Source organism: Bradyrhizobium sp. PMVTL-01 (genome assembly GCF_051861855.1).
In the GTDB taxonomy this organism is placed as follows: domain Bacteria; phylum Pseudomonadota; class Alphaproteobacteria; order Rhizobiales; family Xanthobacteraceae; genus Bradyrhizobium.
The window spans coordinates 3,694,811-3,720,697 of sequence record NZ_CP193982.1; the positions used below are offsets into that span (position 1 = coordinate 3,694,811).

Genomic DNA, 25,887 nt, shown 5'->3' on the forward strand with positions numbered 1-25,887 from the left:
ATCGCCTGGAACACCTGATCACCATCCCTGGAATGCGCAGACTAGCCTCGGGAATGGACTTTTAGCGGCTTTGCCCCCAGCGGATCTCAACCTGCTTGAGCCTCACGTTCAGAAGATATCGTTCGAGTCTCACGCTGTGTTGGTGCGAACCGGTGATGAGCTCAAACAAGTCTATTTTCCTATCAGCGGGATCTTAGCGTTCTTGGTTGAGATGTCGGACGGACACATTGTGGCGTCCACTCTCATGGGCTCGGAAGGCGCGGTCGGTGCTTTCTCTGTTCTTAGTCCCTCGCACTCGCCCGTCACAGCAACTGCCTATGTGGCCGGAGCTGCGCTCCAGGTTCCGGTTTTACGATTGCAACAAGCTTTTGAGCAAAGCGGCGCCATTAAGCGTGTGCTGCGCCTCCATCTCCGCACTCAATTGCTACAGCTTCAGAACGTGGCCGCCTGCAACGCTGTGCACTCGGCGGAGTGCCGTATGGCTCGATGGTTGCTCGAGATTCATGATCGTGTCGCAAACGGGGAGATTCGATTGACGCAAGAGGCGCTCGCACAACTTATCGGGGTGCGGCGAACGACCGTTACTCTAACAATGCGTAAACTTCGGGAAATCGGCTGCATCATATCGGAGCGACGGGGCGTGTTGGAGGTCCACCGAGCGCGGCTCGAGGATGTTGCTTGTGAGTGTTACGGCGTGATGCGCCAGAGGATCAAACGGATGTATGACGAGGAGCTGACAATGCGCTCGCCGAATGTTTCGCATCCGCAAAACTAAGTTGAATCAGGCAGTGTCCTAGCATTCTTCCGAAGGTGGAGTGGTAACTTGCGGAGATCGTCACTGCTCTCGACCAGGAGGTCGAATGCGCAGAGCTGAACCTCCTGGTCATGCTGACGGCTATGCAGGGCGTTGAAATCCGGGACGCCATCCACGCCAAGCACGACGGCTTCGCCATCCAGGACAAAGCGCTTCTGTCGGATCTTGCGGGCCGCCTCAATGATCCATGGAAAGCGGGCGGTCCAGTCATGGCCATTGCGCGAGAACAGCCGAACGCGATCGCCGTCACGATCAATCCTGACGCGGTATCCGTCCATCTTGACTTCGTGGAGCCATTCGGGGCCGTCTGGCACGGCTTTAGCTGCCGTGGGCAGGCAAAATTCGAAGGAGCTGCGCATGATCGGCAATCTATGCGCGGAGAGCCGAAATGCGAGTCTTCAGAGCGGCAACGGGATCTGAACCCCCACACGGCGGCCGAGCTGGGCTTCGATAAAGTCAGTCAGGGCCTCCGAAACCTCACGGCCCTCGGAACTGATATGTCGTTCCAGTTCGCGAGCCACATCCTCCGATGCATCTCGAGACCAGCCCTCGACCGGGTTGAAGGCGACCACGCGCAGGACCCGATCATATTGCCCGGAGAGCAGGTCATCGATCAGCGTGGAATGGTCGATGCCTTCGTCGGTCTCGCGGAAAGCCGCACCGTCGCGGAACTCCTCCAGGACCAGGTAAAAGTCCTTGTCGAGGCGATCGTTCGGATGATGGACGGCGAAGTCATACGCAGAACTCCACTGACCGGAGTCCAAGGTAGGCAGCCTACGGGCTGAGAATCGCTTTTGTGGCCTCACAGCGCCCCCACGGTAGGAACGATATGTGCAGAGCCGTCATTGTTTTCGCAGCGACTCGCCGGCACCTACCCGCATTCTTCGGCCAGCGCCTCGCCCAAGGAGCGACGACGATTATGGGGCCGGACCCCACCCCGGGTATGCTGCGGCCGCTGCGGCAAGCACAGCTGTACGGCTACTTAATTGAACGCAATGGTCAGATCTACCACCCGGGAGGCGACCGTCCAGTGTGCGGGTTCTACTTGGCAAAGCGTATGCTTAAAGAACGCTGGCTAACAAAGCCGGGGAGACGATATGAGCTGACTCCGAAAGCTCTGCAGCAATTGCGCTCATCAGCCTGAGGAGACTGCATTGATCGCCCAGCGCGCTAAGCAGCCGCCTTTCACCCTGAGGAGCGAACTGTGCCGAGATCATGGGTTTTCTCCATCGAAGTAGAGTTCGGGCCTGATTACCGACCCGGGACGACAGATTGGAAGTTGGATGTCGTTGCACAGGAAGGCTGCGACCTTGAGCGCGTTCAATACGCCGCAAAAGCAACAAGCGACCGGCTCAAACATCGCTATCAGATCCGTTGAACGTCTGCATTGGGCGCAAGAAGCCGTCCCTACCGGACCGAACACACCTATACGCATAATTCCGCCTTCTCCGGAGGGAAATAGCCCACACCGCGACAGTGAAGAAGGCGGGCAGCAGTCACAAGAAGGTTGAGCGGCGCCTGGGCCATGAGATGGCCCGTCCTCTGTTTGGAACCAGGGCCTCTTCGGTCAGTTCAACTATGCATCTTGCGTGCCTTCATTTCGCAAGTGGAAATGCCATGTCGTGTAAAGTACTCGTCTCGGTTTACGTCCGCTTGATGAATCAGCGGGCCCTCGAAGACATGAGAGATCTTAGGCGCGAATTGCTTCAATCCATGTCCGGGCCCGCAGCCAAGTACGTTCTGGATGATCTCCGATCGATCGAAGATGGGCTGGAACAGCTCCGCCGAACTCGGCAAGAGGACAGCGGGGCCTATCGTTTGTCCGAGGTACGCCGGTTGCCCGACAGCTAGTTGCCCGACGCCAATGCAGTTTTTGGTCTGGGCTAGTCGATGCCGGCGGCGCTGTCCTGACACCCGCAATTCTGATTAGGACAGGGAACGTTTGCGCGGTTGCCAAGTTTTCCCCATGCCCTTCCCCAAGGGTAACCCCAATGGCCCCAGCTCTATGCCCCCCGTACCACGCGAGCTGGGGCCTTTCTCTTTGCACTCCTAATGAGTGCCTCTTTCGGGCAATCGTTATTCTTTTGCGGCGGGGATAAGATCGGCAGACCTCCGGGCAGTTCCAGCCCTGCCCCGGAGCGCAGGCGGCCTCGCCACGCGATGCCGGCGTTGGGGGGGCCGCTGCTCTGGAGTGAGCGCTTAAGACGCAGTGTTCATTCACGTTTGATATGGCGAGAACCAAATGCCTGGGAAAAACTGGCAATGCCGGGGCTGGGGAAGGCATTTCATTTAGGAATTATTGAGCCCGGCAGCGTGAGGGCCGCTGTCCAACAGCAGCGGTCCTTTGCTTTTGCGGTCGTTTACGGGGCGTCGATCGGGGGACATTTTCCCAGTCATCTGCGCGCACCTCAGCAACCGAGCCGGGCAGTTACCTCGGCCTCAACTCGCCCGACCTGAGTTGGGGCCCGCGGCGTGACCAATGCCCTGCACTCGCTGAGATGGCCAGTAAGCAGCTCGACCCAAGGTAAGGCATCAGTTGGCGGCCCTTTCCTTGCTGGGTAAGTGAGGATCAGTCATGGTGCATACGCCAGCGTTGGCGCCTCGTCGCTCGGCGCGTTCGGCAACTTCCACGATGTTCGTCGACGCCCAGCCTAATTCGTTTTTGCGTCGCGGAAACTTTGAGCCAGATCAGCCCCGCTTGCGCTCGATCTCGCCATTGTCGCCGCTATGGCTCAGATCGTCTTCACCTGCCCGACGACGGCGTTCAAGGTCCAGCAGTGCTTGTTGGATGACGACGGCGATGACGATTCCCTAGGTGATCGCTACGTATCCATCGCTTGCCCGGCCTGCACCAGGGTGCACTTTATCAATCGTAAGACCGGCAAGCTGCTGGGAGAAAAATAAGGCCGCCTTCAGTTGGCGACCTCTTTCGCTGACGAATTCGCGAATTGCGGCGGCTTGCCGCTCTCGAAATCAGGTCTGACATCGGCACCGCGTCTGCCGCAAGACTGGCAGATGAACCGCGACTCGATATCCGATAGGCGGACATCATCAGCCCATCGATCGGCGCTCAAGGCAACGTTGTGGCCGCAACGATAATCGGCGCAGAAAACTAAAACGCCGCGCACACCCATCTCACGCATCTCGCCGAACGTGATCTTGAGCGGGCGGCCATGGGGGTGCGTGGGCGTGTGGCGTCGGAGAGGAGGAGGCATGCCCCATGAAAGCGGCATCGCAAGTACCTCGCAAATTATCAATCGCTTGGGCGTTGGAACGCGCGCGAGCTACTGCGCGTCGTGGGTGTGGAAAGCGCCTGCGAATTCTACTTCCGGAAGTCGCCGCCGTTGAAGGGCCTCAATGGCGTTCCGATAATATTCGGCCACCTTGAGCAGGCCCTCCCGCTCAAGGTCAAAGGAAGCAATGGCGGCGTGTTCTCTGCAAGCCCTTTCGAGCCTGCGGAATTCATTTAATTCCCGCTTCAACGGCAACTCCCCCGGTCAGAGGCGACACGTCCAGGATTGAAGTGACAATCTAACCAATTGCTGAAAATTCCCGCAACAAACAAACCACTGCGCGAAATTTCGAAACCCGCCTTCCGATGTGGGAACAGCGCGAGCGCTCTCCGCTTCGCGCTCAGGTGCGGACGCCGATTGAGTGCGAGACTATCTTCTGCATCGGGCCCACAAGCGCACACGTGTTCTGAATGAAAGAAACCGCCCAACTGCTGAGGCGGCCTTTCGATTCTTCACCGCCTCCAACTCAAAGATGAGCCGGACCTGCACTACGGGACCGGCATCGTTCCGCACGTCTATCGCGAAGTCGCGGCGCCCCAGGGCGAGGGGATTACTGTGGACGTCCTCTCGGATGATATCTGAGAGGGACTTGGCAGCCTCCGCCTGCGTAGCAAGCCCAGTTGGAAGCTCTGAACCCTCTTCGTCGGGAGTGACCTCGTCGCCTTCTCGCAAGTCGAAATAGTATCGCGGCATAATTAGGCGGCCCGGGAGCGTTCCCGAGAAGGTTACTGTCGTTGGATGATGTTCGGAGGCAGATTCCCGTCTGACTTGGGCAGACCTTCGTCGTCTATCCGCTCCTTGAGATCGGCGGCCCTCTCGATGAAGCCAGCCGCCACCGCTGGGTCGGAACTCGTCTTGCCAAGCTTGAGTAGCGTAGCTGCTACTTCCCGGGTCGTCTTCGTAACCACGTCATTCCTCACGCACGAAAGTTGTGCATGGAAGATTCTGGAACAGCCGACTCCGTTCCGGGGCGTTGGTGCAAAAATGCACACAAGAAGGCCTCAGCTCTGGGGCTGGCGTGAGAGCTGAGGCCTTCCGTGTCAGCGTCACGTTGTCGAGGCGTGAGGCCGAGCCATCAACTTAGGTGCCTGGCAATCGTTCCCAGTCCGGCAGCGACCTTCACTCTGCGGCGTCCTGAACGGTGCGGATCAACTCAGCTCAGCCGGGCTAATTCGTCAAAGGCCTGGGCAGCTTTGCTGAGCGTTTGCCTTGTCTGTTCGTGCTCGCAATTGTCAGCCTTTGCCCGGAACTCCGCCGCGCGGTCGCGAAAATACTTAGGTGAGTATTTGCGCTCAATGCCCATGACGCCAATTCCCGTTGGGTCGTTCATGCCGAGTAATGGACCTATAGGCCAAGCGTTCCGATGCTGGCGAATTAGGACACCCCGGGATTCTACTTAAACCCCATTCCGGTGCTGTCCCAATATGAAATTAGGACTGGAACGCTTGGGCCGTTACCAAGTTTTCCGGATGCCCTTCGCCCCAAGGGTACCGGCCCCAGCTCCATACAAGTCCCCGATAGCCCCGCGAGCTGGGGCCCGCTTTTATACGTAGGTATAGCTGACTAGGACACCCAAATCTGCCCGCTCCTGTATCCGGGGGGGCTCGGAGTTTGCAGGGAGCGAGCGAGTTGAATGTGAGTGCTTCGGAATCGGCACTCTCGGGTAGCAACCCGCGTCGATTACGGGAACCCACGCTAATGCAGAGCCGTCCTGCACAATAACCGGGCACTCGGAGAATTGGGACATCTCGAAGTGAGTGCCTCCTTCGAGCAATCCTCATCAAAGGCAGCAGGCGTAGAGTCTGATGGCCCTCCGGGGTCCAATCCCTCAGCCGACCCGGAGCGCGGGCGGCCTCGTCATGTGTAACAGCGTTGGCGGGGCCGCTGCCCAGACTTGCGGCCCGGAGGCGACCGCTTGAGAACAGTCAGGTTCATCGATATCCCATAGCCGATGGCGGCTTGCCGCTCTCGTCTGACATCGGCACGTCTGCCGCGGGCACGGAGCGGTTAGTCCTGCTACCCCAGACCTGCACTCATCTTAGATGCCCACCTGAAGACTGCCCTGAGCCGGCTGACATTCACGGACTACCGGCCACAATCCCGATGCAGGTGCCTTGACGCTATATTCTAGAATATCTATTCTAATGACATGCGAGCAAAGTTCGCCGAAGCCGATTACCTATCCGCCGCGCTGGCCATTGCTTTTGAGCATGGACCCGCAGCCGCAACGGTGGCGTCCATCAGCGAACGCCTCAAGGCACCCACCGGATCGTTCTATCATCGGTTTCCCTCGCGGGACGTTTTACTCGGGAACCTGTGGCTCAAAACGATTCTCCAGTTTCAGCAGGGCGTTTCGGAGGCACTTGCTGCCGGCGACGGATTAGCCGCGGCGCTGCACACACCGAGATGGTGTCGAGAACATCTCAACGAAGCCCGTCTTTTGCTGCTTTTCAATCGAGAAGATTTTGTCGCAGGCGAGTGGCCGCTAGAGTTGCGGGAGCGTGTGGCCGCCATGAACCGTCGAATGAAGAACGATGCACAGCGCCGTGCCCGTGTCGTTTTCGGCCAAGATGGTGCCGAAGAGAGGCGCCTCGCTGACTTCGTGATAGCGAATGTGCCGGTAGCGGCTGTGCGCGAGCACTTGAAACGGCGAGAGTCGCCGCCGCCGATTGTCGATCACATGATTTTCACGACATATTCGGCGATCGTAGCCGACTACCGCGCGCGTCACGCGGGAAGTGAATAGATCGATCTGCTCGCCGAGCACAAGGAGGTGTCGATGTTTAGTCACTTGACCGTCGGTACTCATGACCTCGTGCGCGCTGCCGCGTTCTATGATGCGGTGCTCACACCACTTGGGATCGAGCGGGTTCCTTCCAAATATCCGAGTTGGGCATCGTGGCGGCGTCCGGGTGAGGCGCAGACGTTTTGGGTAGGTTTGCCCTTCAACAAGCTGCCCGCACATCAGGGCAATGGCTGGATGGCAGCGTTCTCGGCCTCCAGCAGAAAGGCCGTCGACGAGGCATATGCAGCGGCTATCTCCGCCGGCGCGGAAGACGAAGGTGCCCCGGGATTGCGGCCCCACTTCGCACCCAATTACTACGGCGCGTATGTTCGTGATCTCGATGGCAACAAAATTCACTTCGTTTGCCGGGAAGAAGAAGCGACCGACACCGCAAATCCAGCGTGATGCGGTTTCGCACTGAGGGCGGACGACGCGCCGGCCGGTGCGGGCTGTCGGCAAGATGGAGGGGCGAATGCTGCGCTTGATCATTGCGCTAGTCCTCGCGATCCAGCTGACGAGCTCTTTTGTTTCGGCAACGGACACCGTGGTTCAGTAGGCCACGAACCATGCCTGGGTAAATCGCGGAATGAAGTTTGCCGATTGTTGTTTGTGGTGATGGACGCAAAGCCGTAACGTGGTCAGGCTAGAGACGCACATCATGGCGAATAAAAAAGCAAGTGCCTATGCTGCCAAGGTGAGCGAGTACGTCGCGGGACGCCCTGACTATCCAGCGACGTTGCTTTCGGATTTGCCGCCGGCAAATACGGTGATCGAACTGGGCGCCGGCACCGGGAAGTTTACAGAACTCCTGGCTCTGACCGGCAAACGAATTCTGGCCGTCGAACCAATCGAGAAAATGGCCGCGCGCATCCCGGTTAGTCGGATGAAGAACGTTGAGGTGCTAATCGCCAGAGCCGAAGCAATACCAGTGACGGATCATGTCGCGGACCTAGTTTGTTGTGCGACAGCCTTCCATTGGTTTGACTATGAGAAGGCGACGCGCGAAATCGATCGCATCTTGACGCCGGGTGGCACTCTTGCGTTGATCTGGAATGTGCGTGACCAGCGCGTGCCGTGGGTCGCTGAGTTCTCCAGAGTATTGGATAGTTATGCAGGTGACACTCCGCGGCAGTCCAACGGAAAATGGCGGATCATCTTCGACGATGACCGGCTTCGATTTGTGGGCCAGAAGAGTTATTCGTTCAGCCAACCCATGCCCGTCAACGGAATCGTTGACCGCGCACTGTCAACGAGCTTCGTAGCGGCACTGCCGAACACTGAGCAGAAGACCGTTCGATCGAGGATCGAAGGCGTCATCGAACGCGAGCCGGCGCTCGCGGCGCAGGAGGTAATCAAATTTCCCTATGTGACCGAACTCTATCTATTCAGAAAATAGAAGCCGAACCTGAGCCAACGATTTCTGCTCATGGCTCCGACGAGAGATAGCGCCCAACACCGAACTCCTGCAGCGCAGGAAACCCCTCACGTGATCCTCGGCAATTCGCTATGCTGCTACTCTCGCCGAGGGCAGCCGCGATGCGGTTTTTTGTTAGACGGCGCGAAGTCATCAGGGACAGCCGATGCGGCGGCGGGAGTTCATTGTGGTTCTCAGCGGTGCGGCAGCAACCCGGCCGCTGGCGAGCTGGGCGCAGCAAATGCAGAGAGAGCATCGCATCGCATTTGTTCATTCGGGCATACCGGCTGCTGAGCTGACTAAAACGATTGGCCCCTTCTGGGTACGACGGTTTTTTTAAACGTTGCGCGGACTCGGCTATGTCGAGGAAGGCAATGTTATCGTTGAGCGTTATTCGGCCGAGGGACGCTCCCAGCAATTTGCTTCTTTTGTCGGGCGCAAAACGATGGCTGCGAGAGCAAGCTCTCTGGGGGCGCCTTTGGGGAGTGAAGCTTCGAATGCGTCCGCGTCGCGCGTTCGCAATTGGGGCAGATAAAAAGATGGGCGATGAGCGCCGGGGCATCCCGGCATAGCTCAGAGCGGAACCACCTCATCTCGATGTGGCAAGTCGGACACGTTGGCGGCCCGAGCTGCTCGAGTGAGATTTTAAGCCGTTCGACCATTGACCTCTCCGCCCGGCGAGGCCGCAACCTGGCTCCGGACGTTCGGCCTAGTCTGTATACTTTTGCACACATGCCAACATTTGCCGTTGCTCGTCCCCAGGTAATCCAATGAACATTTCGGTCTCCTGAACGTACTTACTCTAGATTATTTCGAGTTTTGCGTATGGACACCGGGGAATGCTTCAAAGCTTGAAACGCCAGCTCGCCGCGGCAAATCGAGCGATGCGGATGATCGTTGACGAGGTTACCATCGAGCGCCTGCGAAGCTTTGCGCAGACCATCGAACGCAAGCTGGCGGACATACAGGTGGGACTCGAAAAGCAACAAACTCGGACTCGGGCGCATCAGCTTTGGGAGGAGGCTGGACGTCCGGAGGGACGCGATCTGGAGTTTTGGCTCAGGGCAGAGCGCGAGATTAAAGGAACGCACATGTCGGAATCTCAAGAGGCCCGGCGCGCCAGCGCTTAAGCACCTTTACCTGGTAGCTGCCAAGCACTCCGCGCTGAATGGTGATGAGGTCAGAAATTCCCTGAACCTTGACTTGCTCTCAGACCTGACTTGTTCGAACTTGGAGGTCGGCCGCAGAATGCGGTCATAGTAGAGGCCTTCCCCTCAAGGTTGAGAGCTTGCTAGTCTAGAGCTATTCTTACTGTCGGGAGTTGGGGAAGCCATGTCAAACGAGAGGAATTGCCCAGTCGTCTTACTGAGTTCTGGACAGAAACTCACATTGTTCAAAGTCATGCTCTACGACGAAGGGGGCGTTCAAGAGGTGGCTAAACTTCGGGCTCAGGCGACCAAGAGTCTCGGCGGCGGATCGCTTGGCGTAGGTTTTCTGGGAGTGCCTAGCTGGACACTACTGGGAGAGGCCGCGGCCCTCTCGATGGTGAGCGGACTGCTTTCCGGCGCGTCTCAGAAACAGGCAGCGGAAACACTGCGTGTCGCGCAAGCAAAGTCCGAGGCCGTCGGTAATAGCGGAACCTTCTTCGAGTTTCCGCAGCTCAAAAACATTCATAGTCCCCATCCGAGCGTTTGGTACGTGGATGCCTTTAGACGACGGCACGTCCACAATGGTGATGAATTTGTGAATGTCGAAACCGACGCGGGCACAATGAGTATTCGATGGGCGCAAGTGGCTGCATACTTTTCACCGCAGCGGCTGCCCCACGAAGTCGCAGAACCGACTTCCCTTCGCGAGCAAATGCCCGAGCGCGGGCACGCGAACTTGGTCCCGTGGGGTAAGGCCACCGGGCCTTCAACACCATCGGTTCAAGACCCTGAAGCCTTCCCGGTCGGCACAACCATCTACGATGCCAGCGGTGTGCGACTTGCCGTTCTTCCAGACCATTCTGCCTTGGTGGCTGACGCTGGTCGTTCATATCCGTCGGTCGAAGCGTATCGCAACGAAATGAAGGATCGTAGTCGATGGGACGTAATAACCAGATACTAAAACCGTTTCGCTGATCGGGGATGGTGGGGCCTGCAGTCGCGGATCAACGACAATTTCGCTTTCATCCCGACAAACGCACGGGTGGCGGCGTAACGCGTTGGCGCTATCGCCCGTATCGCCTTCCAGTCCTCTTTGTTGCAGGTCTTCGGGATGCAGGTTTTTTCCGATGGGGCCCAGGTCCATGCCTGCATGAATGAGCAACTTCGCTCTCTATGGCTCCGTCGCACATGACGTAGCCGAAAAGCGCGGGCTGCGAGGTCTTTCGCCCGACGCCTCCACTGGTACTATCCCAGTGGAGTTCGGTGACGTTGGAAAAGCGGTAAAGAGCCGTTTGCCAGTCATTCGGATGGCGTCTGACGCCAACAATAAGCTCGGTGTTGCTCATTTCTTTTGCTTCTCTGATCGCATCTCGGGGCGATGCCATTCACTATTTCCCCTTCGCCGCTAGCCCGATCTCGACCTCCTACTGTTTGTCGGCTGCTTCGGGAGGTGTTTCCGGCGCGGCGGGTTCTGCGGCCGGTGTACTGCCCCGTAGCTCTGACGGGGCGACACAATCGCCCGCCCAAAGCTTGGTCCCCTTCACCGTTCCCACGAGCTTACAACCCATTGGGGCCGTCGGCTGTTTTTGCGGCTTGGCCGCGCGGGCTTTGGGGGGCGCGGTCGCCTTGGGCGCCGCAGTTTGAGCGAAGGCCGATGCCGAAAAGCCAAGAATGGCGGCGGCCAGAATCAGCGGAGTCCTCATGATCTGACCCGTAGCATCCGGGCTACGTATTAGCGCGACGCAGCAAACCGATGTCTCCAGTTCAAGCTTAAAACTGCACAAATCTTCGCCTCAGGGAGTTGTTTTGCAGCCACTCGTAAGTGCTATGATCAGGCATTCTTTGGTTGAGAACATTTGAGGTAGTCATGAATCGGCTTCTTGCGCTCGCCGGAGCAGCGTTGTTGTCATTTGGTTGCGAAATAGCTGAAGCCCAAATCTCGCGGGAGGCGTTTTATTCGATCCCATCCGAGACCGTCTCGGCCGCAGATTTTCTGATGGGCAAGAAAGGCGCGCCTGTCGCGCTCGCAGGTCAACTGCGTTTTTCTAAGTCGGGCCCGGCGAAACAGCCCGTCGTCATTCTGCTTCATTCCGCGAGCGGCCCTATCACGGAGGGCGCGCCTTACGAGGAATGGCCGCGAGTCTTGAATGAAATTGGCATCGCAACATTTGCGGTCGACAGCTATGCCGGTCGCGGGCTGGTCAACTATCCAGCCGATCCAGGCAAGATATCCTTTCTGACGAGAATTGTGGACGCCTATCGCGCGCTCGAAGTCGTCGCCAAGGACCCAAGGGTCGATCCATCGCGCATTGCGGTAATGGGCTTCTCGCAGGGCGCAGCCGCCGCTCTCTATTCCGCCATGGCGCGGTTCCAGAAAATGTACGGGAATCCGGACCTGCAATTCGTCGCGCACATTTCCGCCTACGCCATCTGCAATACGCGCTTCCGCGACGACGAGGACGTGAACAAGCCGATATTCATGCTGCACGGAGCAGCCGACGATCTGACTCCCGTGGCGCCGTGCCGCGACTACGCGGAACGGCTTTCGAAAGCAGGCAAGAGCGTGCGCCTCATCGAATACCCTGAGGCATTTCATCAGTTCGACGCCCCGATGTACCGAATCGCAGTGAAATCTGAGCAAGGGCCCACGACAAGGCGGTGTCGCCTTGCGGAAGGCGAGAGCGGCGCGATTCTCAACGAGGAGACTAGGCAGCCATTTACGGCGAGCGATTCCTGTTACGAAAAGGGTTTCACGGGCGGCTACTATCAGGAAGCAGCGGCGAACAAATCCCACGAAGACGTGAAGGCTTTCTTGAAAGACCTCTTCCACCTGCAATGACCTTCTGGCCAACCTTTCGGTGCAAGGTCCGCCGGAGAAGACCTCGGCCGATCCCGCGTGTGTCCCCGCGTGCATCTTGGCCCACGACGTGAAACGAGTTTTTGCCGATATCGATGCCGATCACGGCGATCGCGGTACTGGGTGTCTTGGATATGGCGTGCTCCTTGTCTTGGCGCCCCTGGCCAGCTTATCGCTGGCGGGGCAGGAGCACGGCCGGACCAGACATTAGCGTCACGCTGGCTCATTTCACCCTTCCAGAACACGGGTTCCGCCCCATAGAATAGCCCGGTTCACCGTGAGGTCGGATTATGGCGCGGTCAGCACGTGCGGGCGGCAAGAGGGTCAGCGCGGCGAAAAAGCGGAACCAAAACGTCCGCAATCCGCCCAAGACCAAGCGTCCCATTAGAGGAACTACCCCAGAGATTCCTCCAGAGGATACAGAGCTGAGGGAAGCCCGCGAGCAGCAGGCGGCCACGGCCGAAATTTTGAAGGTGATCGCGAATTCACCCTCCGACCAGCGGGTCTTCGACGCGATTGCAAGCAACGCCAAGTTGCTGATTGGCGGATATTCAGCGGCAGTCCATCGTGTCATCGACGACGTCATCCACATGGTGGCATTCACCCCGGTGAGCCACGAGGCGGACGAAGCCCTCAGAGCCGCGTTCCCGCTGCCCTTGAGCCAATGGCCGTTGATCGCATCGATGCAGGGCGGCGAGGCCGTGCAGATCGCCGATGCGGAGACGGCCGATCCGCAAAACCAGCGACTTGGCCGCGCTCGCGGCTGGCGCAGCGTGCTACTGATGCCACTGATGAGCCAGGGTAAGTTCATCGGGTTCATCGCCTGTACGCGGCGCGAGCCCGGCGCATTCTCGCCTCACCACATCCAGTTGCTTCAGACCTTCGCAGACCAAGCTGTCATCGCCGTCGAGAACGCGCGGCTGTTCAACGAGACGAAAGAGGCGCTCGAGCGGCAGACCGCGACATCAGACATTCTCAAGGTGATCGCGAGCTCACCGTCCGACGTGCAGCCGGTTTTCGAGGCGATCGTGAACAGCGCAGCCAGGTTGTTTGAGCCGTGCTCGGCTACGATTACGTTGCGACAAAAGGACGAACTGCACTGGGGCGCGACGGCGGCGTCGATCACCGGCTTCGATGTCGACCACGCCCGCTCCATATATCCAATACCGTTCGACCCGGACCGCGCGCCCTCTGCCAAAGCCATTCTCGAACGTCGCATGATCGAAATCCCTGATACCGCAGCTCCTGGCACTCCCGAGATAGCGCGGAGCGCGGCGGTTGCAGCCGGATTTCGGTCGATCACTTATGTTCCGCTAATCAGTCAGGACCGAGGTATCGGCACGATCATTCTGACCCATCCCCAACCCGGCCGCTGGCTTTCGGAGAAGCAGCTGTCGCTTGTCCAGACCTTCGCCGACCAAGCCGTGATCGCGATCGAGAACGTTCGTCTCTTCGAGCAGGTGCAGGCGCGTACACGGGATCTTGCTGAGTCGCTGCAACAGCAGACCGCGACCGCCGACGTGCTCAAGGTCATCAGTCGCTCAGCTTTCGATCTGCAAACGGTTTTGGACAAGCTGGTCGAATCGGCCACGCATCTTTGTGAAGCGGATCATGCTTGGTTGTTTCAACGCGACGGCGAGTTACTACGTTTTTCGTCCAGCTACGGCCACGGGACGGCCCAGCACGAGCGGATCAAGGAATTTTTTCGCTCACGCGAGGTCAGGATCGAACGCGGCAGTATCGTCGGCAGGAGCGCAAGCGAAGGTCGTGTCGTACATGTTGCAGACGTACTGAGCGATCCCGAATACACATGGAATGAGGCCCAAAAAATAGGTGGCTATCGAGCCGCGCTTGGCGCTCCTTTATTGCGCGACGGCAGCGTCGTCGGCGTCATTTTTGTGGCGAAGACGAAACCCGAACCGTACAGCAGGAAACAGATCGAACTGGTTACGACGTTCGCCGACCAAGCGGTGATCGCTATCGAGAATGCGCGGCTGTTCAACGAGGTGCAGGCCAAGACCCGCGATCTCGAAGAATCGTTGCAACAACAGACTGCGACATCCGAGGTGCTGCAAATCATCAATTCGTCGCCCAGCGAGTTGGCTCCCGTCTTTGATGCAATGCTCGCTAGGGCAATGCGGCTCTGCGAAGCAGCATTTGGAGGACTGTGGCTCTTCAAAGATGAGGGATACCGCGCTGTGGCATTGCGCGGTGTGCCACCGGCTTACGCCCGATACCTTGAGACTACAACGGCAACGCCGGGGCCCCACACTGCTCCTTATCGGTTTCTTCACGGCGAACGCTCTGCCATACAAAATGAAGACTTAGCGGCTGAGGAGCCATATTTGGCAGGCGATCCTCAACGGCGCGCGCTCGTCGATCTAGGTCGCGCGCGATCAGCGCTCCAGGTTCCCCTTGTCAACAACGATAGGGTACTCGGAGTTATCACAATCTACCGTCAGCAAGTAAAATCGTTCTCCGAGAAACAGGTGGCGCTGCTGGAAAACTTTGCGGCGCAAGCCGTGGTCGCAATAGAGAACGCGCGCCTCTTTAGTGAAACAAAGGAGGCGCTTGAACGCCAGACAGCCACTGCCGAGGTGCTTGAGGTCATCTCGTCATCTCCCGGCGATCTCAAGCCAGTCTTCGATCGGATGCTCGCCAAGGCTATGCACTTGTGCGAGGCCCAGTGCGGCTTCATTTATCGGATCGAGCAGGGTGCGATGAGAGCGGTGGCCGAGATCGGCGTACCCCCGGCGTTTGCTGAATACCGCAGAACCAATTTGCATACGGGGGGCGCGGCAACTCCGGTCGATGTGATGCGTGCAACAAGAAAGCCTGCTCACGTACACGATGCTCGCGAAAGCGAGCCGTACCGAAAGGGCAATCCCAACGCGGTTGCAGGTGTCGATCTCGGTGGGGCTCGCACCGTGTTGTACGTGCCCATGATCAAGAACGATGACATCGTTGGCGTTATCAACGTCTACAGGCAAGAGGTTAGGCCATTCACCGAGGCGCAAATTGCCCTTCTGGAGAACTTTGCCAGCCAAGCCGTCATCGCCATCGAGAACGCGCGACTGTTCAACGAGACGCAGGAAGCGTTAGAGCGGCAGACAGCGACTGCAGACGTGCTGAAGGTGATCGCGTCATCGCCGTCGAACCTCCAGCCAGTGTTCGACGCCATCGCCGAGCGCTCGAACCGGTTGGTCGGCGGCCTATCGACGACCGTGCTTAGCATCGATGGCGATACGATACACCTGTCGGCATTTACTCGAACCAATGCAGCTGCCGATGAGGCTTTGGCAAAATCGTTTCCGAGAAAGTTATCGGAGCAAGCCTTTGGCGAGAGCGTCTCGCGCGGTGAAATCTACCAACTTCCCGACACTGAGGCTGAGCCAACGTTGCGAGAGTTGGCACACCAGCGCGGCTACCGAAGTATGCTGTTCATCCCGTTGCTGCGCGATGGGGTTTCAATTGGCATGATCGGTCAGACGAGGGTTGAGCCGGGTCCATTCGCCGACCGACACGTCGAGATGCTGAAGACGTTTGCTGACCAGGCCGTAATCGCCATCGAGAACGCCCGACTGTTCAACGAGGTGCAGGCGCGAACGGTCGAGCTTACGGACGCGCTGGAACAGCAGACCGCCACAGCGGAAATTCTTGGCGTCATCTCTAGTTCTGCCGGCGATCTCGCCCCCGTTTTCGATGCCATGCTCAGCAAGGCTATGCAGCTTTGCGGGGCTAATTTCGGCGTGCTTAACACCTTTGATGGCCAGGCATTCCACACCGCCGCGACCTACGGGCTCCCGTCCGCCTATGACGAGTACCGCCGCAAGCAGCCGCTGGAGTACGGCCCCGGTACCGCGCCATTCCGTCTCCTGAACGGCGAGCCGTTCGTCCACCTCGCCGATCTTCTTCAGTCCGAACCCTATCGGAAGGGTGAACCGAACCGCCGCGCGCTGGTCGACATTGGTGGAGCGCAATGCCTGCTTGCGGTCCCGCTGCTCAGGGACGACCGCGTGGTTGGTAACGTCATGATCTTCCGGCAGGAGAACCGGCCCTTCTCCGAGAAGCAGATCACCTTGCTGCAGCAGTTTGCCGCGCAGGCTGTGATCGCCATCGAGAACACCCGGTTGGTGCGCGAATTGCGCGAACGTACCGACGCGTTGAGCCGCTCGCTCGACGATCTTCGCGCCGCTCAAGACCGTCTAGTGCAGACCGAGAAACTGGCCTCGCTAGGCCAGCTCACGGCCGGCATCGCGCACGAGATCAAGAACCCGCTTAACTTTGTAAATAATTTTTCGGCGCTCTCCATCGAACTCACGGATGAACTGAACGATGCTCTAACGCACGCCACGTTGGCGGAGCAGCTCCGCAAGGAAGTCGACGAACTAACTGGCCTGTTGAAGTCCAATCTTGAAAAGGTCGTGCAGCACGGCAAACGCGCGGACTCGATCGTCAAGAATATGCTGCTGCACTCGCGCGAAGGGTCAGGCGAGTTGCGAGCGGTCGATATCAACGGGCTGGTGGATGAAAGCCTGAACCTTGCGTACCACGGCGCGCGTGCCGAGAAGCCCGGCTTCAACATTACGCTGCAGCGTCAATTTGACGCTGCAGCCGGAGAGGCTGAGTTATTCCCGCAGGAGATCACCCGCGCGTTGTTGAACCTAATCTCGAACGGCTTTTATGCGGCAACTAAACGGACGGCCGAGAACGGCGCGGAGGCAATTGAGCCGACACTGTTGGCCAGCACCAAAAATCTGGGCACTTCAGTTCAGATACGCATTCGGGACAATGGCACCGGCATACCGGCTGACGTGAAGGAGAAGATATTCAACCCCTTTTTCACTACAAAGCCCGCGGGGGAAGGAACGGGACTCGGCCTGTCGATGGCGCACGACATCATCGTGAAACAACATGGGGGCACCATCCGCGTGGACACGAACCCAGGCGAATACACGGAGTTTATTGTCACGCTGCCGCGGGCAACTGGCGCGCAGAGCAATCAACGGAGCATGACATGAGCACGTACATCGTTGTGGTCGATGACGAGCCCGACGTCGCGGAGATGTTCAGGCAGCAGTTCCGTCGGGATTTGCGGTCGGGCCGATTCATGTTGGAATTTGCCCTGTCGGCACCGGCTGCGTTGGAGCAGGTGAAGGCGATACCAGATCCGTCATTGATCTTGATCCTTTCCGACATCAACATGCCGGGTATGACAGGTCTTGAGATGCTGCCCAAGGTGAAGGCGGAGCGTCCAAACGTCCCCGTCATCATGATCACCGCCTATGGCGATGACGCTACCCGGACGAGAGCGGTCGAACTTGGTGCAGCCGGATTGCTTCCGAAGCCCATCGATTTTAGCCTGTTGCGCCAGGAGATTGAGAAGCGGCTGGAACGGGCTGCTTAGGACACCACAACGATTGGTTGGAAGTCCGACGAGGAGAACTCGAACAAGCGACGTCCTGCTGCTGCGATGGGGTGATCGAATAGCACGAGTGCGTTGTTGGCCCGTAGCTGCCCACTCAGGTGATCGCGGCTGCGTCAACTGTTGAGGGAGGAGCGGACAACCCGCGTCGCTGCCTCCAGAGCCGGTTTTGGGCCCATCTGCGACATCAGTGCGAAGTTTTGCTGTGATGCACGTTACACTTGGAATTTGAAGCATATGCTAGGCTATGACGCTCGGCCTGAAGGCGACGAATGCGACGACGCAAGTTCATTGCACTTTCAGTCGGCGCGGCCGCTAGCTGGCCGTTGGCGTCGTGTACGCAGGCGATGGGCATGCGTCGTGTTGCTTTCCTCCATCCATACCTCGAGAACGATAACGAAGTGCTGACCCGCGTCATTGCGTTTCGGGAGGGGCTCGAGGCGCTCGGTTGGATCGAGAACCGCAATATTCGAATTGAGCATCGATATTCCGGCGGCGATCTGGGCCGAATCCGAGCCTACGCGACGGAGCTGGTGCATTCGGCGCCGGACCTCATCGTCGGAAGCGGGACGCCAATCACCGCAGCACTGAAAGAGGCGACCAGCACCATTCCGATCGTATTCAACCTCGTCAACGATCCGGTCGGACAGGGTTTCGTGGCCAGCCTGTCGCGGCCGGGCGGCAACATCACCGGCTTCACCTTCATCGACTTCCTAGTGATCGGGAAATGGATGGAGATGCTTAAGGAGATTGCTCCCGGGGTCAGACATGTAGCGCTCATCTTCAATCCCGACACGACGCCTTTTTACCCGGCATTCCTGCGCGAACTCGAAGCGGCCCGCACATCGCTCGCCATCGAGCTCTCCGCATCTCCCGTGCACGACGAGGCGGAGGTCGAGGCAGCCATCACGGCACTCGCACGTGACCCCGGCGGCGGTCTGATCGTCGCACCGGACGCATTCATCAACAATCACCGGCGGGCGGTCATTACATTGACTGAACGACGGCGACTTCCTGCGATATACGGCTTCCGGCAGTTCGTTGCGGAAGGGGCACTGATCTCCTATGGACCGAATACTGTCGAGATAGTCCGACGATCGGCTGGGTACGTCGATCGTGTCCTCAGAGGTGAAAGACCGGCCGACCTTCCGGTGCAGGCCCCGACGAAATACGATTTAGTCATCAATCTCAAAACTGCGAAAGCGCTTGGCATTGCACCAGCTCCTGAGCTGCTCGCTCGCACCGACGGGGTGATCCAATAGAACGTCCTTGTTGCGGTGCATGAGTCCGGGAATGGCCCCGAATGCGAAGTTCGGGCGGGCCTCAGTTTGTTGGCTTATCGGGGTAGACCGGAAGCAGCCGGCCGACCTTCCAAACGGCGCTCATGAGCCAAAGCCGAAGTCGTCTGTGAACCTAATCGCTTCTTCGACCCGCCGCCTGCTATATTGATCGCAGTAGGACAAGGTTGGGAGGGCTTTTCCATGGTCGGAGCAAAAGTATTCAAGCCTGGCGAGGTGAGCGAAAGCAATTCCTCTGGGATGCCGGAAGAATTTCGTGAGAACCAGAGAAAGCGTTTCAATAGAAAACTGGCTGACTACGCCGGGCTGAAAAATTTTGGCGTCAACCTCATCCGCGTTATACCAGGAGGGCAATCTTCAGCTCGTCATGCCCACACTAAGCAGGATGAGTTTGTATACGTGCTTGAGGGTGAGTTCGTCCTTGTGACAGATAGTGGTCGACAAACGGTCGGGCCCGGCGCATGCATCGGCTTCCCGGCAGGTACTGGCGATGGCCACCATTTCCTGAATGAAACAGATCGAGATGCGATTTTTCTCGTTGTGGGCGATCGGACGCCCGGCGACGAAGTTACGTACCCCGATATCGATGTAGAACTCAAAGGAGGCTGCGACGGCGTGCGGAAATGGCGCCACAAGGACGGGTCGCCTTATCCATTGAAGGAGCGGGGCTGAGACTCGTGCCGCGTAAACAAAATCTGAACGGAAACTGCCGACCTCGGCTCTGGGCATCAACAACTTTGCGAAGGTTTGCCTTACCGAGGCAGTGGCGCAATTGCGAGCTGGCCGCAAGCCGCTTTCGCGCTGAATGTGATCAGCTCAATGCTCTGAGGCTGCCATCATCTGCACAAAATCTGGATCAGACGGCGCGGCGGACGTACCCGGCCTGATGATCTAAACGGCCCCGGCGGGCTTTATCGCCGGGACCGTTTCATATTCTGCGGCTTGCTTACCGCTGATGCCCTAGACCGATACCGAGAGCGAGGGCCTTCTGCCTCAGCGCACCTTCGGACCTCTTCATCAGTTTCGAAAGTTTGGCGACGGGCGTGCGGGCTTTGGAATGCGCCTTGAGCAGCTTCACGTCATCTTTCGTGTAGTCTTTGCGCTTTCTCTGAGTTGTCCTTGGCACTTGGTATTCTCCGAGTTGATTGATGAGGTTGCGTAGATATAAGCGCCGAATCGCTTTATTAAGTGAAACTGCTGCCATTGTCTTTACAAGATCGCGTCCGGTAATCGATCACATCAAAGATCGTAAGGCACGGCGGATGTGACCGGCCTGATGATCTTGAAGGACCCCAACGTGCAACATCGTCGGGGCTCTTTCTCTCTGGTGACGTCCGGATGGACGGCTTCTATGACGCGCTCCACATGGTTCCGGCCCGTATTGATCCGCTCGCAGAGCGTCGTCAGTTTGTCCACCCCGGCACATAACCAACAATCGGCAGCCACACTAGGGACCTTGTGCGATGGGTGTACGCTTCTCGGGACCGGCCGCGATGGGTGTACGGTCGGCGCCCCCGACGACTTTCTGTAGTTGCGTGTCATCCAACTCCGGCCTGAATGACGGTCTCACGTGTGCCTGTGGCTTGGTCATGCTTCTCTCCTGTTTCGCGCCTTGGCCTAAAGTTCTCCAGCGTCTTAGCTGGTTGCATCGTCAAGGACTATGATCTCCGTCACCCGCGGTCTCATCGGAGCACCGCTTCCGCGGACGCATCTCTCAACGACCGATACAACGGCGCACCTGGCGCAGGACGGCGCATTCTCCATATAAATTTCCAATTCTTTTGAAAAGCCATATGGGGAAGTGCGCCGTCCCTGCGCCGTGCGTCTGTCAAAGTGTCCAAAACACTTGTCCACGCGGACGCGAAAGTGCGCGCTTTGACGAGCGGCCTTGCCTATCCAAGGCCAACAAAGACGGCTCCAGTGGGACTGGAGCCGTCACTTTCCTAACGAGCGCTTCCGACATTGGGGGCTTGAGGTTCGGAAGAGCACCTTTATCTGCGCTCGCTTTTCGGGAGCAAAAAGTCAGACGATTGCGCTGTCACTAAATCCAGTCCAACACGGGACTATCGCTCGTCATTACAATCTGCGAAGTTCTAACTCCGACGCATCACAGAGAAGGATGCTTGGGAAAAAACAAGCCGAAGGGAGGTTCGCAATGGAGAAGGTGCGACGCTTGCGCGCGATGGGTTCGCTGTGCCGTCAACAGGCAGCGTACAACGGCATGAATAAGTGGAAACTCCTCGCCGAAGCAGAACACTGGGAGTACCTAGCTGAGCTTGCGCTGTCGTCCTACTTCGAAGAATGCAATGCGGTTAGCTCAAACGAAACAGCACAGCCTATAGCTCGCGCTCCATTGCAGGATACTGTCGGTTCTTGACCTTAATCCAGTGTTTCTGCCGCCCCGCGCGATATTGGTATCGATGCGCTTTGAGACGATGCCCTCCAGCCCCATGCGGCAGACGTGCTCGAACACGGTCGGCGCCTGTCCGGCGCTTGCTGCGCAGCGCACGGAAGTCCGGCGTCCCGTCCTCGCGCCGATCGTCGACCTCGCCGTCGATCAGGAAGGAGGATGCCTTGCTGGGGAGCGCGGCGGCAGCGATGGCGGGAAAGCGATCGGCCCAGTCATAGCCGCCGCGCGTGAAGCAGCGGAACGCGCTCGCCGTCCCGTCGCACTATCAGCCGGTAGCCATCGTGCTCGATCTCATGAACCCACAGCGGGCCGGACGGTGGTCGCGCCGCCTTCGACGGCAGGTGCGATGAAGCCGAAAGGACGCCGCTGAACCATGGGTCAATCCACACCAGCAAGCGCGAGCTGTGCACCAAAGTAGCTAGCCGCGCCACCCGTCCCAAAGACTGCGACCCGCATCTACTCACACCGCCCGGAATGCTGTTGGAGGTTTGCCTGAATCCTAGCAAGCCGTTCTAGTTCGGCTGCGCGGAATTGGTCGAATGGGACCGGTTCGCGCGGCGCTAGCGGCTTCAGGATTGCGATCCAGATAGCGGCGATTAGCGGGGAAACAGCCAGCGCTAGCAGGAACCAGCCGAGACCCGACCGATCACGACTGACGTGCGCGAAAACGCCGACAGCGAGGCATAGCCCCAAATAAAGCAGCACAAGCTCCATGGCGATGTCTCCACCAAGGAAGGAGCCCACATCGTACTGCTCGAACGGCTAGCTGAACAGGGGCCAGTCTCGCACGCAGCCGCAATTTCCTTTCAAACCCGCGACTTCGTCTTCGGGTCAATCGCGCAGTTTGGCCCGGCTTAAGTTAGGTCCGGTGCACCCCTGACAGCCGGCATATCCTCGGGCGTGCGATGCGGCAGCGATGGGCCAACGCACAAAGTCGCTGCGCTCCAGCCCGCTGCGCGGGAGCAAGAGCCGAGGAGCCGGTGGTTGGTCGAAAGGACAGCAGTAGCGGGGTGGCTAGGGTCAACACGATCGACTCGCGTCGCGACCGCCTGCTCAGTATGGTCAAGACCAGCAGATCATCTCCGGGCCAGCACCTGGCGAGCCACATCGAGCGCAATGCAGTTTGCTTGAATGTGCCGTGCATCTTTTGGGTCGCAAGAAATTGACTCGTCCTATGCCGCTAGACACCGATCGAGCGATCAATCGCGCAGTGGTTGTCAGATATGCCATTTCCGCCACGCGCAACTATTTGAAATTGCACGGGCCAAGAAGATTAAATCCCCCATTTAGCAATACTCGTGCCAAGCCGCTTAAGTTGTGCGCACATCGAGACCCCTACTCTTCGAATTTTCCTAGGTCGAGCACCTCATAGCACTCGCTGCTCCGCCGGTGCCTAACTTCCCGCGACTTCGTGCCTTGGCGCTTTTTGGACGCCGGCCAGTGAGCTTGCGGAGCCACCTTGTTGCCGGCGTCCAAAAACCTGCACACGAGCCGACCTTTGACAGCGCCGCCTTGAGGCAGGTCAACACTCGCGAGCCGTCGGCATGCCTATCCTAGTTAGTTTTTGTTAACTGATGAGGGCATGAGAGGGATGACCACAAGGCGAGAGTTTGTGACGACGATTCCTGCGATAGGCACTGCATTCGCGGTCGGTGGTCACCTGGTTTTGGACGACAGCCCCGCCCGAGCACAAGGAGCGGCGGCTCCCTTAGCAGGGCACTTCCATCCAAAGGGCAAAGCGCCCTCAAAATTTACTTTGGATGTGCTCAAGGAAGCGCGCGGCGGCCTCCCGTTGGCGGACACGAGGGATTTTGACGAGCAGAAAAAGGGGCTTATCGCTCCGATGCAAGACCTCAAGATCATGGCGGACGCCGGCCATGCCGCCTGGGACATGGAGCGGTTTCAGTTCCTGGAAAAGCAAGACGACTTCGACAGCATTCATCCCTCACTGTTGCGGCAGTCCAAGCTGAACAACAATTACGGGCTATATGAGGTGATTCCGGGCATCTACCAAGTCCGCGGCTTCGATCTTTCCGACATCACATTCGTTCGTGGCAAGACTGGTTGGATCGTCTTCGACCCGCTGGTATCAAAGGAGCCAGTCCGCGCAGCCTGGAAATTGTTTCAGCAGCACGTCGGTCAGGGCCTGGCTGTCTCGGCGGTGATCTATTCTCACACGCACGGCGATCACTGGGGTGGGGTGCGCGGCATTGTCGACGAAGCCGATGTGAGGTCCGGCAAAATCCCACTGATTGCTCCCGCCGACTTCATGCAGTTCACGATCTCCGAAAACGTGTATGCCGGCAATGCGATGAACCGGCGCCTGTTCTTTCAATACGGCCTGCTGTTGCCGGCCAGTCCGCACGGTTATGTCGGCCAGGGTCTCGGCCAGGCTGTGTCGGCCGGCGCGACCGGCCTGATTGCACCCACCCGTTACGTCGAGAAGCCCATCGAGGAATTCGAAGTCGATGGCGTCAGGATGATATTCCAGAACACGCCGAACACCGAAGCACCCCGGGAGATGAACACGTACATTCCGGATATGAAGGCCTTGTGGATGGCCGAGAACGTTATCGCGTCGCTGCACAACATCTACACGCTGCGCGGTGCGCCGGTGCGCGATCCCCTGAATTGGTCGAAATATATAGGCGAAGCACTGTACCGATTTGGTCTCGAGGCTGAGGTGATGTTCGCGTCTCATCACTGGCCGCGGTGGGGCAACGCCAGGATACAGGAAGTTCTGCGCGGCCAGCGCGATCTGTACGCTCATATGAACAATCAGGTTCTGCACCTTGCAAACCAGGGGGTGACGATCAACGAGATCCACAACGTCTACGAAGTGCCGAAGGGCCTGCAATCCAAATGGGAGTGCCGCGGCTATCACGGGTCACCCCAGCACAATAGCCGTGGCGTTATCCAGCGATATCTCGGCTTCTGGGATTGTAACCCGACGACGCTGATTCCGCTCTCGCCGCGCGACTCCGCGCCGCTTTATGTCGAGATGATGGGAGGCGCGGACAAGATCATGGCCCGAGGGCAGCAATTGCATAACGAGGGCAAATATCTTCTTGCCTCGGAAATTGTAAACAAGCTGGTTCAGGCGCAACCGCAGAACCAACCCGCAAAGGACCTCTTGGCGGATATTTTCGAGCAGATCGGCTATCAGCAGGAAAATCCCGGGCTGCGAAACAGCTTCCTCGCCGGAGCCTACGAACTGCGGACCGGGATTCCGAAAGGGGAAACTGCCAGCTCGTCCAGCCCCGATGTGGTCCGCGCGATGTCGACCGAATTGTTCCTGAACTTTCTTGGTATCCGCATGGACAGCCGCAAGGCCGAAGGAATGAAGTTCACGATCAATCTCGTCACGCCGGACAATGGCGAGAAATTCATCGTCGAAATGGACAACGCAACGCTTACGAACATAAAGGGATTTTTGGCAGACAAACCCGACCTCACGCTCACAATCAACCGCAGCGATCTGGAACTGACGATGATGGGGGCAAAGACGCTCGAGGCCCAGATCGCGGACGGGACGGCGAAGATCCAGGGTGATGCGAGTGTGCTAAAGCAGCTCGCCTCGACCATGGTCGAGTTCGACCCGCGTTTCGAAATCATGCCCGGCACAAAGGCCCTGGGTTTGGTCGTGGCACAGGAAGCCTACGAAGCCGATCTGGGCCGGCCGATCGCGGAGTAGCGCGAGGTAGCGGACGAGAGGGTGGCGTAGTTATCCGAGCGGAAGGAGCTCCCCTTCAGGCCGCTCATTCCGAGAATGTAGCGGCGGACCGTGGTCTGCTGTGGGTCACCGATGCGCGCAACTCCCATTATTTTTCTGGCGCAAAATTCTGGTTGGTCAGTGGAGACGCGATTGGACGCTGAATGCGTATAAACGGCTTGCTGGCTCCGGCGTGGCAGCTATTGCAGCCGCTGGTAAGCTCGTCGAAGGCGGCCGTAAATTTGGTACTGCTCTGTGCTGTAACCGCCTTTTCAAGCTCCTCTATCCGTGGATCGATGATGGTCTTGATCATCTCAGCGACAGGGATGCCGTCATGTGTTGGAAAAAGCCTTGCGGCGTCCTCTAAGCCTTCCTTGATCTCGTCGATCTCATAAGCAGCGAGGTCCCAGTTATTTTGTTCGCCAGCAAACCATAGCTTCGCGTGGCGAAGCTGCGTAGCTGTCATGAACTCGCCAAGGCCCGGTTGGTAGGGCTCTTTTGCTGGCTGCGCGGAGGCGAACATGACCGAACCAGTAAGCGCAATGGTGGCAGTGACTATCCACTTCATTCGTGGTCTCCCGAGAGACGGCAATTGGCCAATTTCCCAGGCATAGCTCAGACTATCCAATTCGGGAAGAAAGCATATTCATCTTGGCTGCCTGACACTGCGAGGCCTCGCTTTGATTGATGTGCGATCATGACGGCTTCTGTGCCCATCGCTGCCGCATCGC

General features: G+C 58.3%; 21 protein-coding genes. 14 read left to right on the plus strand and 7 right to left on the minus strand.

What is annotated here, in order from left to right:
- Nucleotides 1–136: 136 nt before the first annotated feature.
- Complete coding sequence (locus ACRQ5Q_RS17765) at nt 137–775, plus strand: Crp/Fnr family transcriptional regulator (protein WP_439399229.1); 639 nt, start codon at nt 137–139, stop codon at nt 773–775.
- Here ACRQ5Q_RS17765 and ACRQ5Q_RS17770 read toward each other — a convergent pair.
- Complete coding sequence (locus tag ACRQ5Q_RS17770; protein ID WP_439399231.1) at nt 772–1,173, minus strand: ATP-dependent DNA ligase; 402 nt, start codon at nt 1,171–1,173, stop codon at nt 772–774. The two genes, ACRQ5Q_RS17765 and ACRQ5Q_RS17770, sit on opposite strands and share 4 nt — an antisense overlap.
- A gap of 39 nt (nt 1,174–1,212) precedes the next feature.
- Entirely contained in the window at nt 1,213–1,578 is a 366-nt protein-coding gene (locus ACRQ5Q_RS17775) for a hypothetical protein (RefSeq protein WP_439399233.1), read from the minus strand.
- Between the two features lie 1,963 nt (nt 1,579–3,541).
- Here ACRQ5Q_RS17775 and ACRQ5Q_RS17780 point away from each other — a divergent pair.
- Nucleotides 3,542–3,718 carry a hypothetical protein gene (locus ACRQ5Q_RS17780; RefSeq protein ID WP_439399234.1) on the plus strand — a complete coding sequence of 59 codons (177 nt, stop codon included), beginning with the start codon at nt 3,542–3,544 and terminating at the stop codon, nt 3,716–3,718.
- Between the two features lie 8 nt (nt 3,719–3,726).
- Here the strand turns inward: ACRQ5Q_RS17780 and ACRQ5Q_RS17785 are convergent, their stop codons facing one another.
- From ACRQ5Q_RS17785 to ACRQ5Q_RS17795, 3 genes are all read right to left on the minus strand, one after another.
- Nucleotides 3,727–3,948: a hypothetical protein gene (locus ACRQ5Q_RS17785; protein WP_439399236.1), complete on the minus strand. Its 222-nt coding sequence runs from the start codon at nt 3,946–3,948 to the stop codon at nt 3,727–3,729.
- Between the two features lie 528 nt (nt 3,949–4,476).
- Complete coding sequence (locus ACRQ5Q_RS17790) at nt 4,477–4,800, minus strand: DUF6894 family protein (RefSeq protein WP_439399238.1); 324 nt, start codon at nt 4,798–4,800, stop codon at nt 4,477–4,479.
- A 460-nt stretch (nt 4,801–5,260) separates the two neighbouring features.
- On the minus strand, nt 5,261–5,410 hold the full coding sequence (locus ACRQ5Q_RS17795; RefSeq protein ID WP_439399240.1) for a hypothetical protein: 150 nt from the start codon (nt 5,408–5,410) through the stop codon (nt 5,261–5,263).
- A gap of 846 nt (nt 5,411–6,256) precedes the next feature.
- On the opposite strand from ACRQ5Q_RS17795, the gene ACRQ5Q_RS17800 reads away from it, so the two are divergent.
- The 10 genes from ACRQ5Q_RS17800 (at nt 6,257) to ACRQ5Q_RS17845 (ending at nt 19,706) form a co-directional block, all read left to right on the plus strand.
- The gene (locus ACRQ5Q_RS17800; RefSeq protein ID WP_439399242.1) at nt 6,257–6,853 is read left to right on the plus strand and encodes a TetR/AcrR family transcriptional regulator; all 597 of its coding nucleotides are present in this window, start codon (nt 6,257–6,259) and stop codon (nt 6,851–6,853) included.
- 33 nt (nt 6,854–6,886) lie between these two features.
- Complete coding sequence (locus tag ACRQ5Q_RS17805; protein ID WP_439399243.1) at nt 6,887–7,297, plus strand: VOC family protein; 411 nt, start codon at nt 6,887–6,889, stop codon at nt 7,295–7,297.
- A gap of 253 nt (nt 7,298–7,550) precedes the next feature.
- A complete protein-coding gene (locus ACRQ5Q_RS17810; RefSeq protein WP_439399244.1) occupies nt 7,551–8,288 on the plus strand; it encodes a class I SAM-dependent methyltransferase in 738 nt (245 codons plus the stop codon).
- 869 nt (nt 8,289–9,157) lie between these two features.
- Complete coding sequence (locus ACRQ5Q_RS17815; protein ID WP_439399246.1) at nt 9,158–9,436, plus strand: DUF2934 domain-containing protein; 279 nt, start codon at nt 9,158–9,160, stop codon at nt 9,434–9,436.
- A 259-nt stretch (nt 9,437–9,695) separates the two neighbouring features.
- Nucleotides 9,696–10,415, plus strand: a complete 720-nt coding sequence (locus tag ACRQ5Q_RS17820; RefSeq protein WP_439399248.1) for a hypothetical protein — start codon at nt 9,696–9,698, stop codon at nt 10,413–10,415.
- 906 nt (nt 10,416–11,321) lie between these two features.
- Nucleotides 11,322–12,293 (plus strand): dienelactone hydrolase family protein, encoded by a 972-nt coding sequence (locus ACRQ5Q_RS17825; protein ID WP_439399249.1) that lies wholly within the window; start codon nt 11,322–11,324, stop codon nt 12,291–12,293.
- A gap of 308 nt (nt 12,294–12,601) precedes the next feature.
- Nucleotides 12,602–17,332 carry a GAF domain-containing protein gene (locus ACRQ5Q_RS17830; protein ID WP_439399251.1) on the plus strand — a complete coding sequence of 1,577 codons (4,731 nt, stop codon included), beginning with the start codon at nt 12,602–12,604 and terminating at the stop codon, nt 17,330–17,332.
- The gene (locus ACRQ5Q_RS17835; RefSeq protein WP_439399253.1) at nt 17,329–17,718 is read left to right on the plus strand and encodes a response regulator; all 390 of its coding nucleotides are present in this window, start codon (nt 17,329–17,331) and stop codon (nt 17,716–17,718) included. Before ACRQ5Q_RS17830 ends, ACRQ5Q_RS17835 begins: the two co-directional genes overlap by 4 nt.
- Nucleotides 17,719–18,008: 290 nt before the next feature.
- Entirely contained in the window at nt 18,009–18,998 is a 990-nt protein-coding gene (locus ACRQ5Q_RS17840) for an ABC transporter substrate-binding protein (RefSeq protein ID WP_439399255.1), read from the plus strand.
- Nucleotides 18,999–19,217: 219 nt separating this feature from the next.
- Complete coding sequence (locus ACRQ5Q_RS17845; RefSeq protein ID WP_439399257.1) at nt 19,218–19,706, plus strand: cupin domain-containing protein; 489 nt, start codon at nt 19,218–19,220, stop codon at nt 19,704–19,706.
- A 274-nt stretch (nt 19,707–19,980) separates the two neighbouring features.
- On the opposite strand, the gene ACRQ5Q_RS17850 is transcribed toward ACRQ5Q_RS17845, so the two are convergent.
- Nucleotides 19,981–20,160 (minus strand): hypothetical protein, encoded by a 180-nt coding sequence (locus ACRQ5Q_RS17850; protein WP_439399827.1) that lies wholly within the window; start codon nt 20,158–20,160, stop codon nt 19,981–19,983.
- Between the two features lie 1,029 nt (nt 20,161–21,189).
- Between ACRQ5Q_RS17850 and ACRQ5Q_RS17855 the strand changes: the two genes are divergently transcribed.
- Entirely contained in the window at nt 21,190–21,411 is a 222-nt protein-coding gene (locus tag ACRQ5Q_RS17855; protein WP_439399259.1) for a hypothetical protein, read from the plus strand.
- A gap of 1,645 nt (nt 21,412–23,056) precedes the next feature.
- Nucleotides 23,057–25,138: an alkyl/aryl-sulfatase gene (locus ACRQ5Q_RS17860; protein ID WP_439399261.1), complete on the plus strand. Its 2,082-nt coding sequence runs from the start codon at nt 23,057–23,059 to the stop codon at nt 25,136–25,138.
- A 127-nt stretch (nt 25,139–25,265) separates the two neighbouring features.
- Here the strand turns inward: ACRQ5Q_RS17860 and ACRQ5Q_RS17865 are convergent, their stop codons facing one another.
- Nucleotides 25,266–25,724 carry a hypothetical protein gene (locus ACRQ5Q_RS17865; RefSeq protein ID WP_439399263.1) on the minus strand — a complete coding sequence of 153 codons (459 nt, stop codon included), beginning with the start codon at nt 25,722–25,724 and terminating at the stop codon, nt 25,266–25,268.
- Nucleotides 25,725–25,887 lie beyond the last annotated feature (163 nt).

Coding starts and splice junctions, on each gene's coding strand:
- ACRQ5Q_RS17770 (WP_439399231.1), bottom strand. CDS start 1,173: ATGCGCAGCTCCTTCGAATTTTGCCTGCCCACGGCAGCTAAAGCCGTG.
- ACRQ5Q_RS17780 (WP_439399234.1), top strand. CDS start 3,542: ATGGCTCAGATCGTCTTCACCTGCCCGACGACGGCGTTCAAGGTCCAG.
- ACRQ5Q_RS17785 (WP_439399236.1), bottom strand. CDS start 3,948: ATGGGTGTGCGCGGCGTTTTAGTTTTCTGCGCCGATTATCGTTGCGGC.
- ACRQ5Q_RS17790 (WP_439399238.1), bottom strand. CDS start 4,800: ATGCCGCGATACTATTTCGACTTGCGAGAAGGCGACGAGGTCACTCCC.
- ACRQ5Q_RS17795 (WP_439399240.1), bottom strand. CDS start 5,410: ATGGGCATTGAGCGCAAATACTCACCTAAGTATTTTCGCGACCGCGCG.
- ACRQ5Q_RS17800 (WP_439399242.1), top strand. CDS start 6,257: ATGCGAGCAAAGTTCGCCGAAGCCGATTACCTATCCGCCGCGCTGGCC.
- ACRQ5Q_RS17805 (WP_439399243.1), top strand. CDS start 6,887: ATGTTTAGTCACTTGACCGTCGGTACTCATGACCTCGTGCGCGCTGCC.
- ACRQ5Q_RS17810 (WP_439399244.1), top strand. CDS start 7,551: ATGGCGAATAAAAAAGCAAGTGCCTATGCTGCCAAGGTGAGCGAGTAC.
- ACRQ5Q_RS17825 (WP_439399249.1), top strand. CDS start 11,322: ATGAATCGGCTTCTTGCGCTCGCCGGAGCAGCGTTGTTGTCATTTGGT.
- ACRQ5Q_RS17830 (WP_439399251.1), top strand. CDS start 12,602: ATGGCGCGGTCAGCACGTGCGGGCGGCAAGAGGGTCAGCGCGGCGAAA.
- ACRQ5Q_RS17835 (WP_439399253.1), top strand. CDS start 17,329: ATGAGCACGTACATCGTTGTGGTCGATGACGAGCCCGACGTCGCGGAG.
- ACRQ5Q_RS17840 (WP_439399255.1), top strand. CDS start 18,009: ATGCGACGACGCAAGTTCATTGCACTTTCAGTCGGCGCGGCCGCTAGC.
- ACRQ5Q_RS17845 (WP_439399257.1), top strand. CDS start 19,218: ATGGTCGGAGCAAAAGTATTCAAGCCTGGCGAGGTGAGCGAAAGCAAT.
- ACRQ5Q_RS17855 (WP_439399259.1), top strand. CDS start 21,190: ATGGAGAAGGTGCGACGCTTGCGCGCGATGGGTTCGCTGTGCCGTCAA.
- ACRQ5Q_RS17865 (WP_439399263.1), bottom strand. CDS start 25,724: ATGAAGTGGATAGTCACTGCCACCATTGCGCTTACTGGTTCGGTCATG.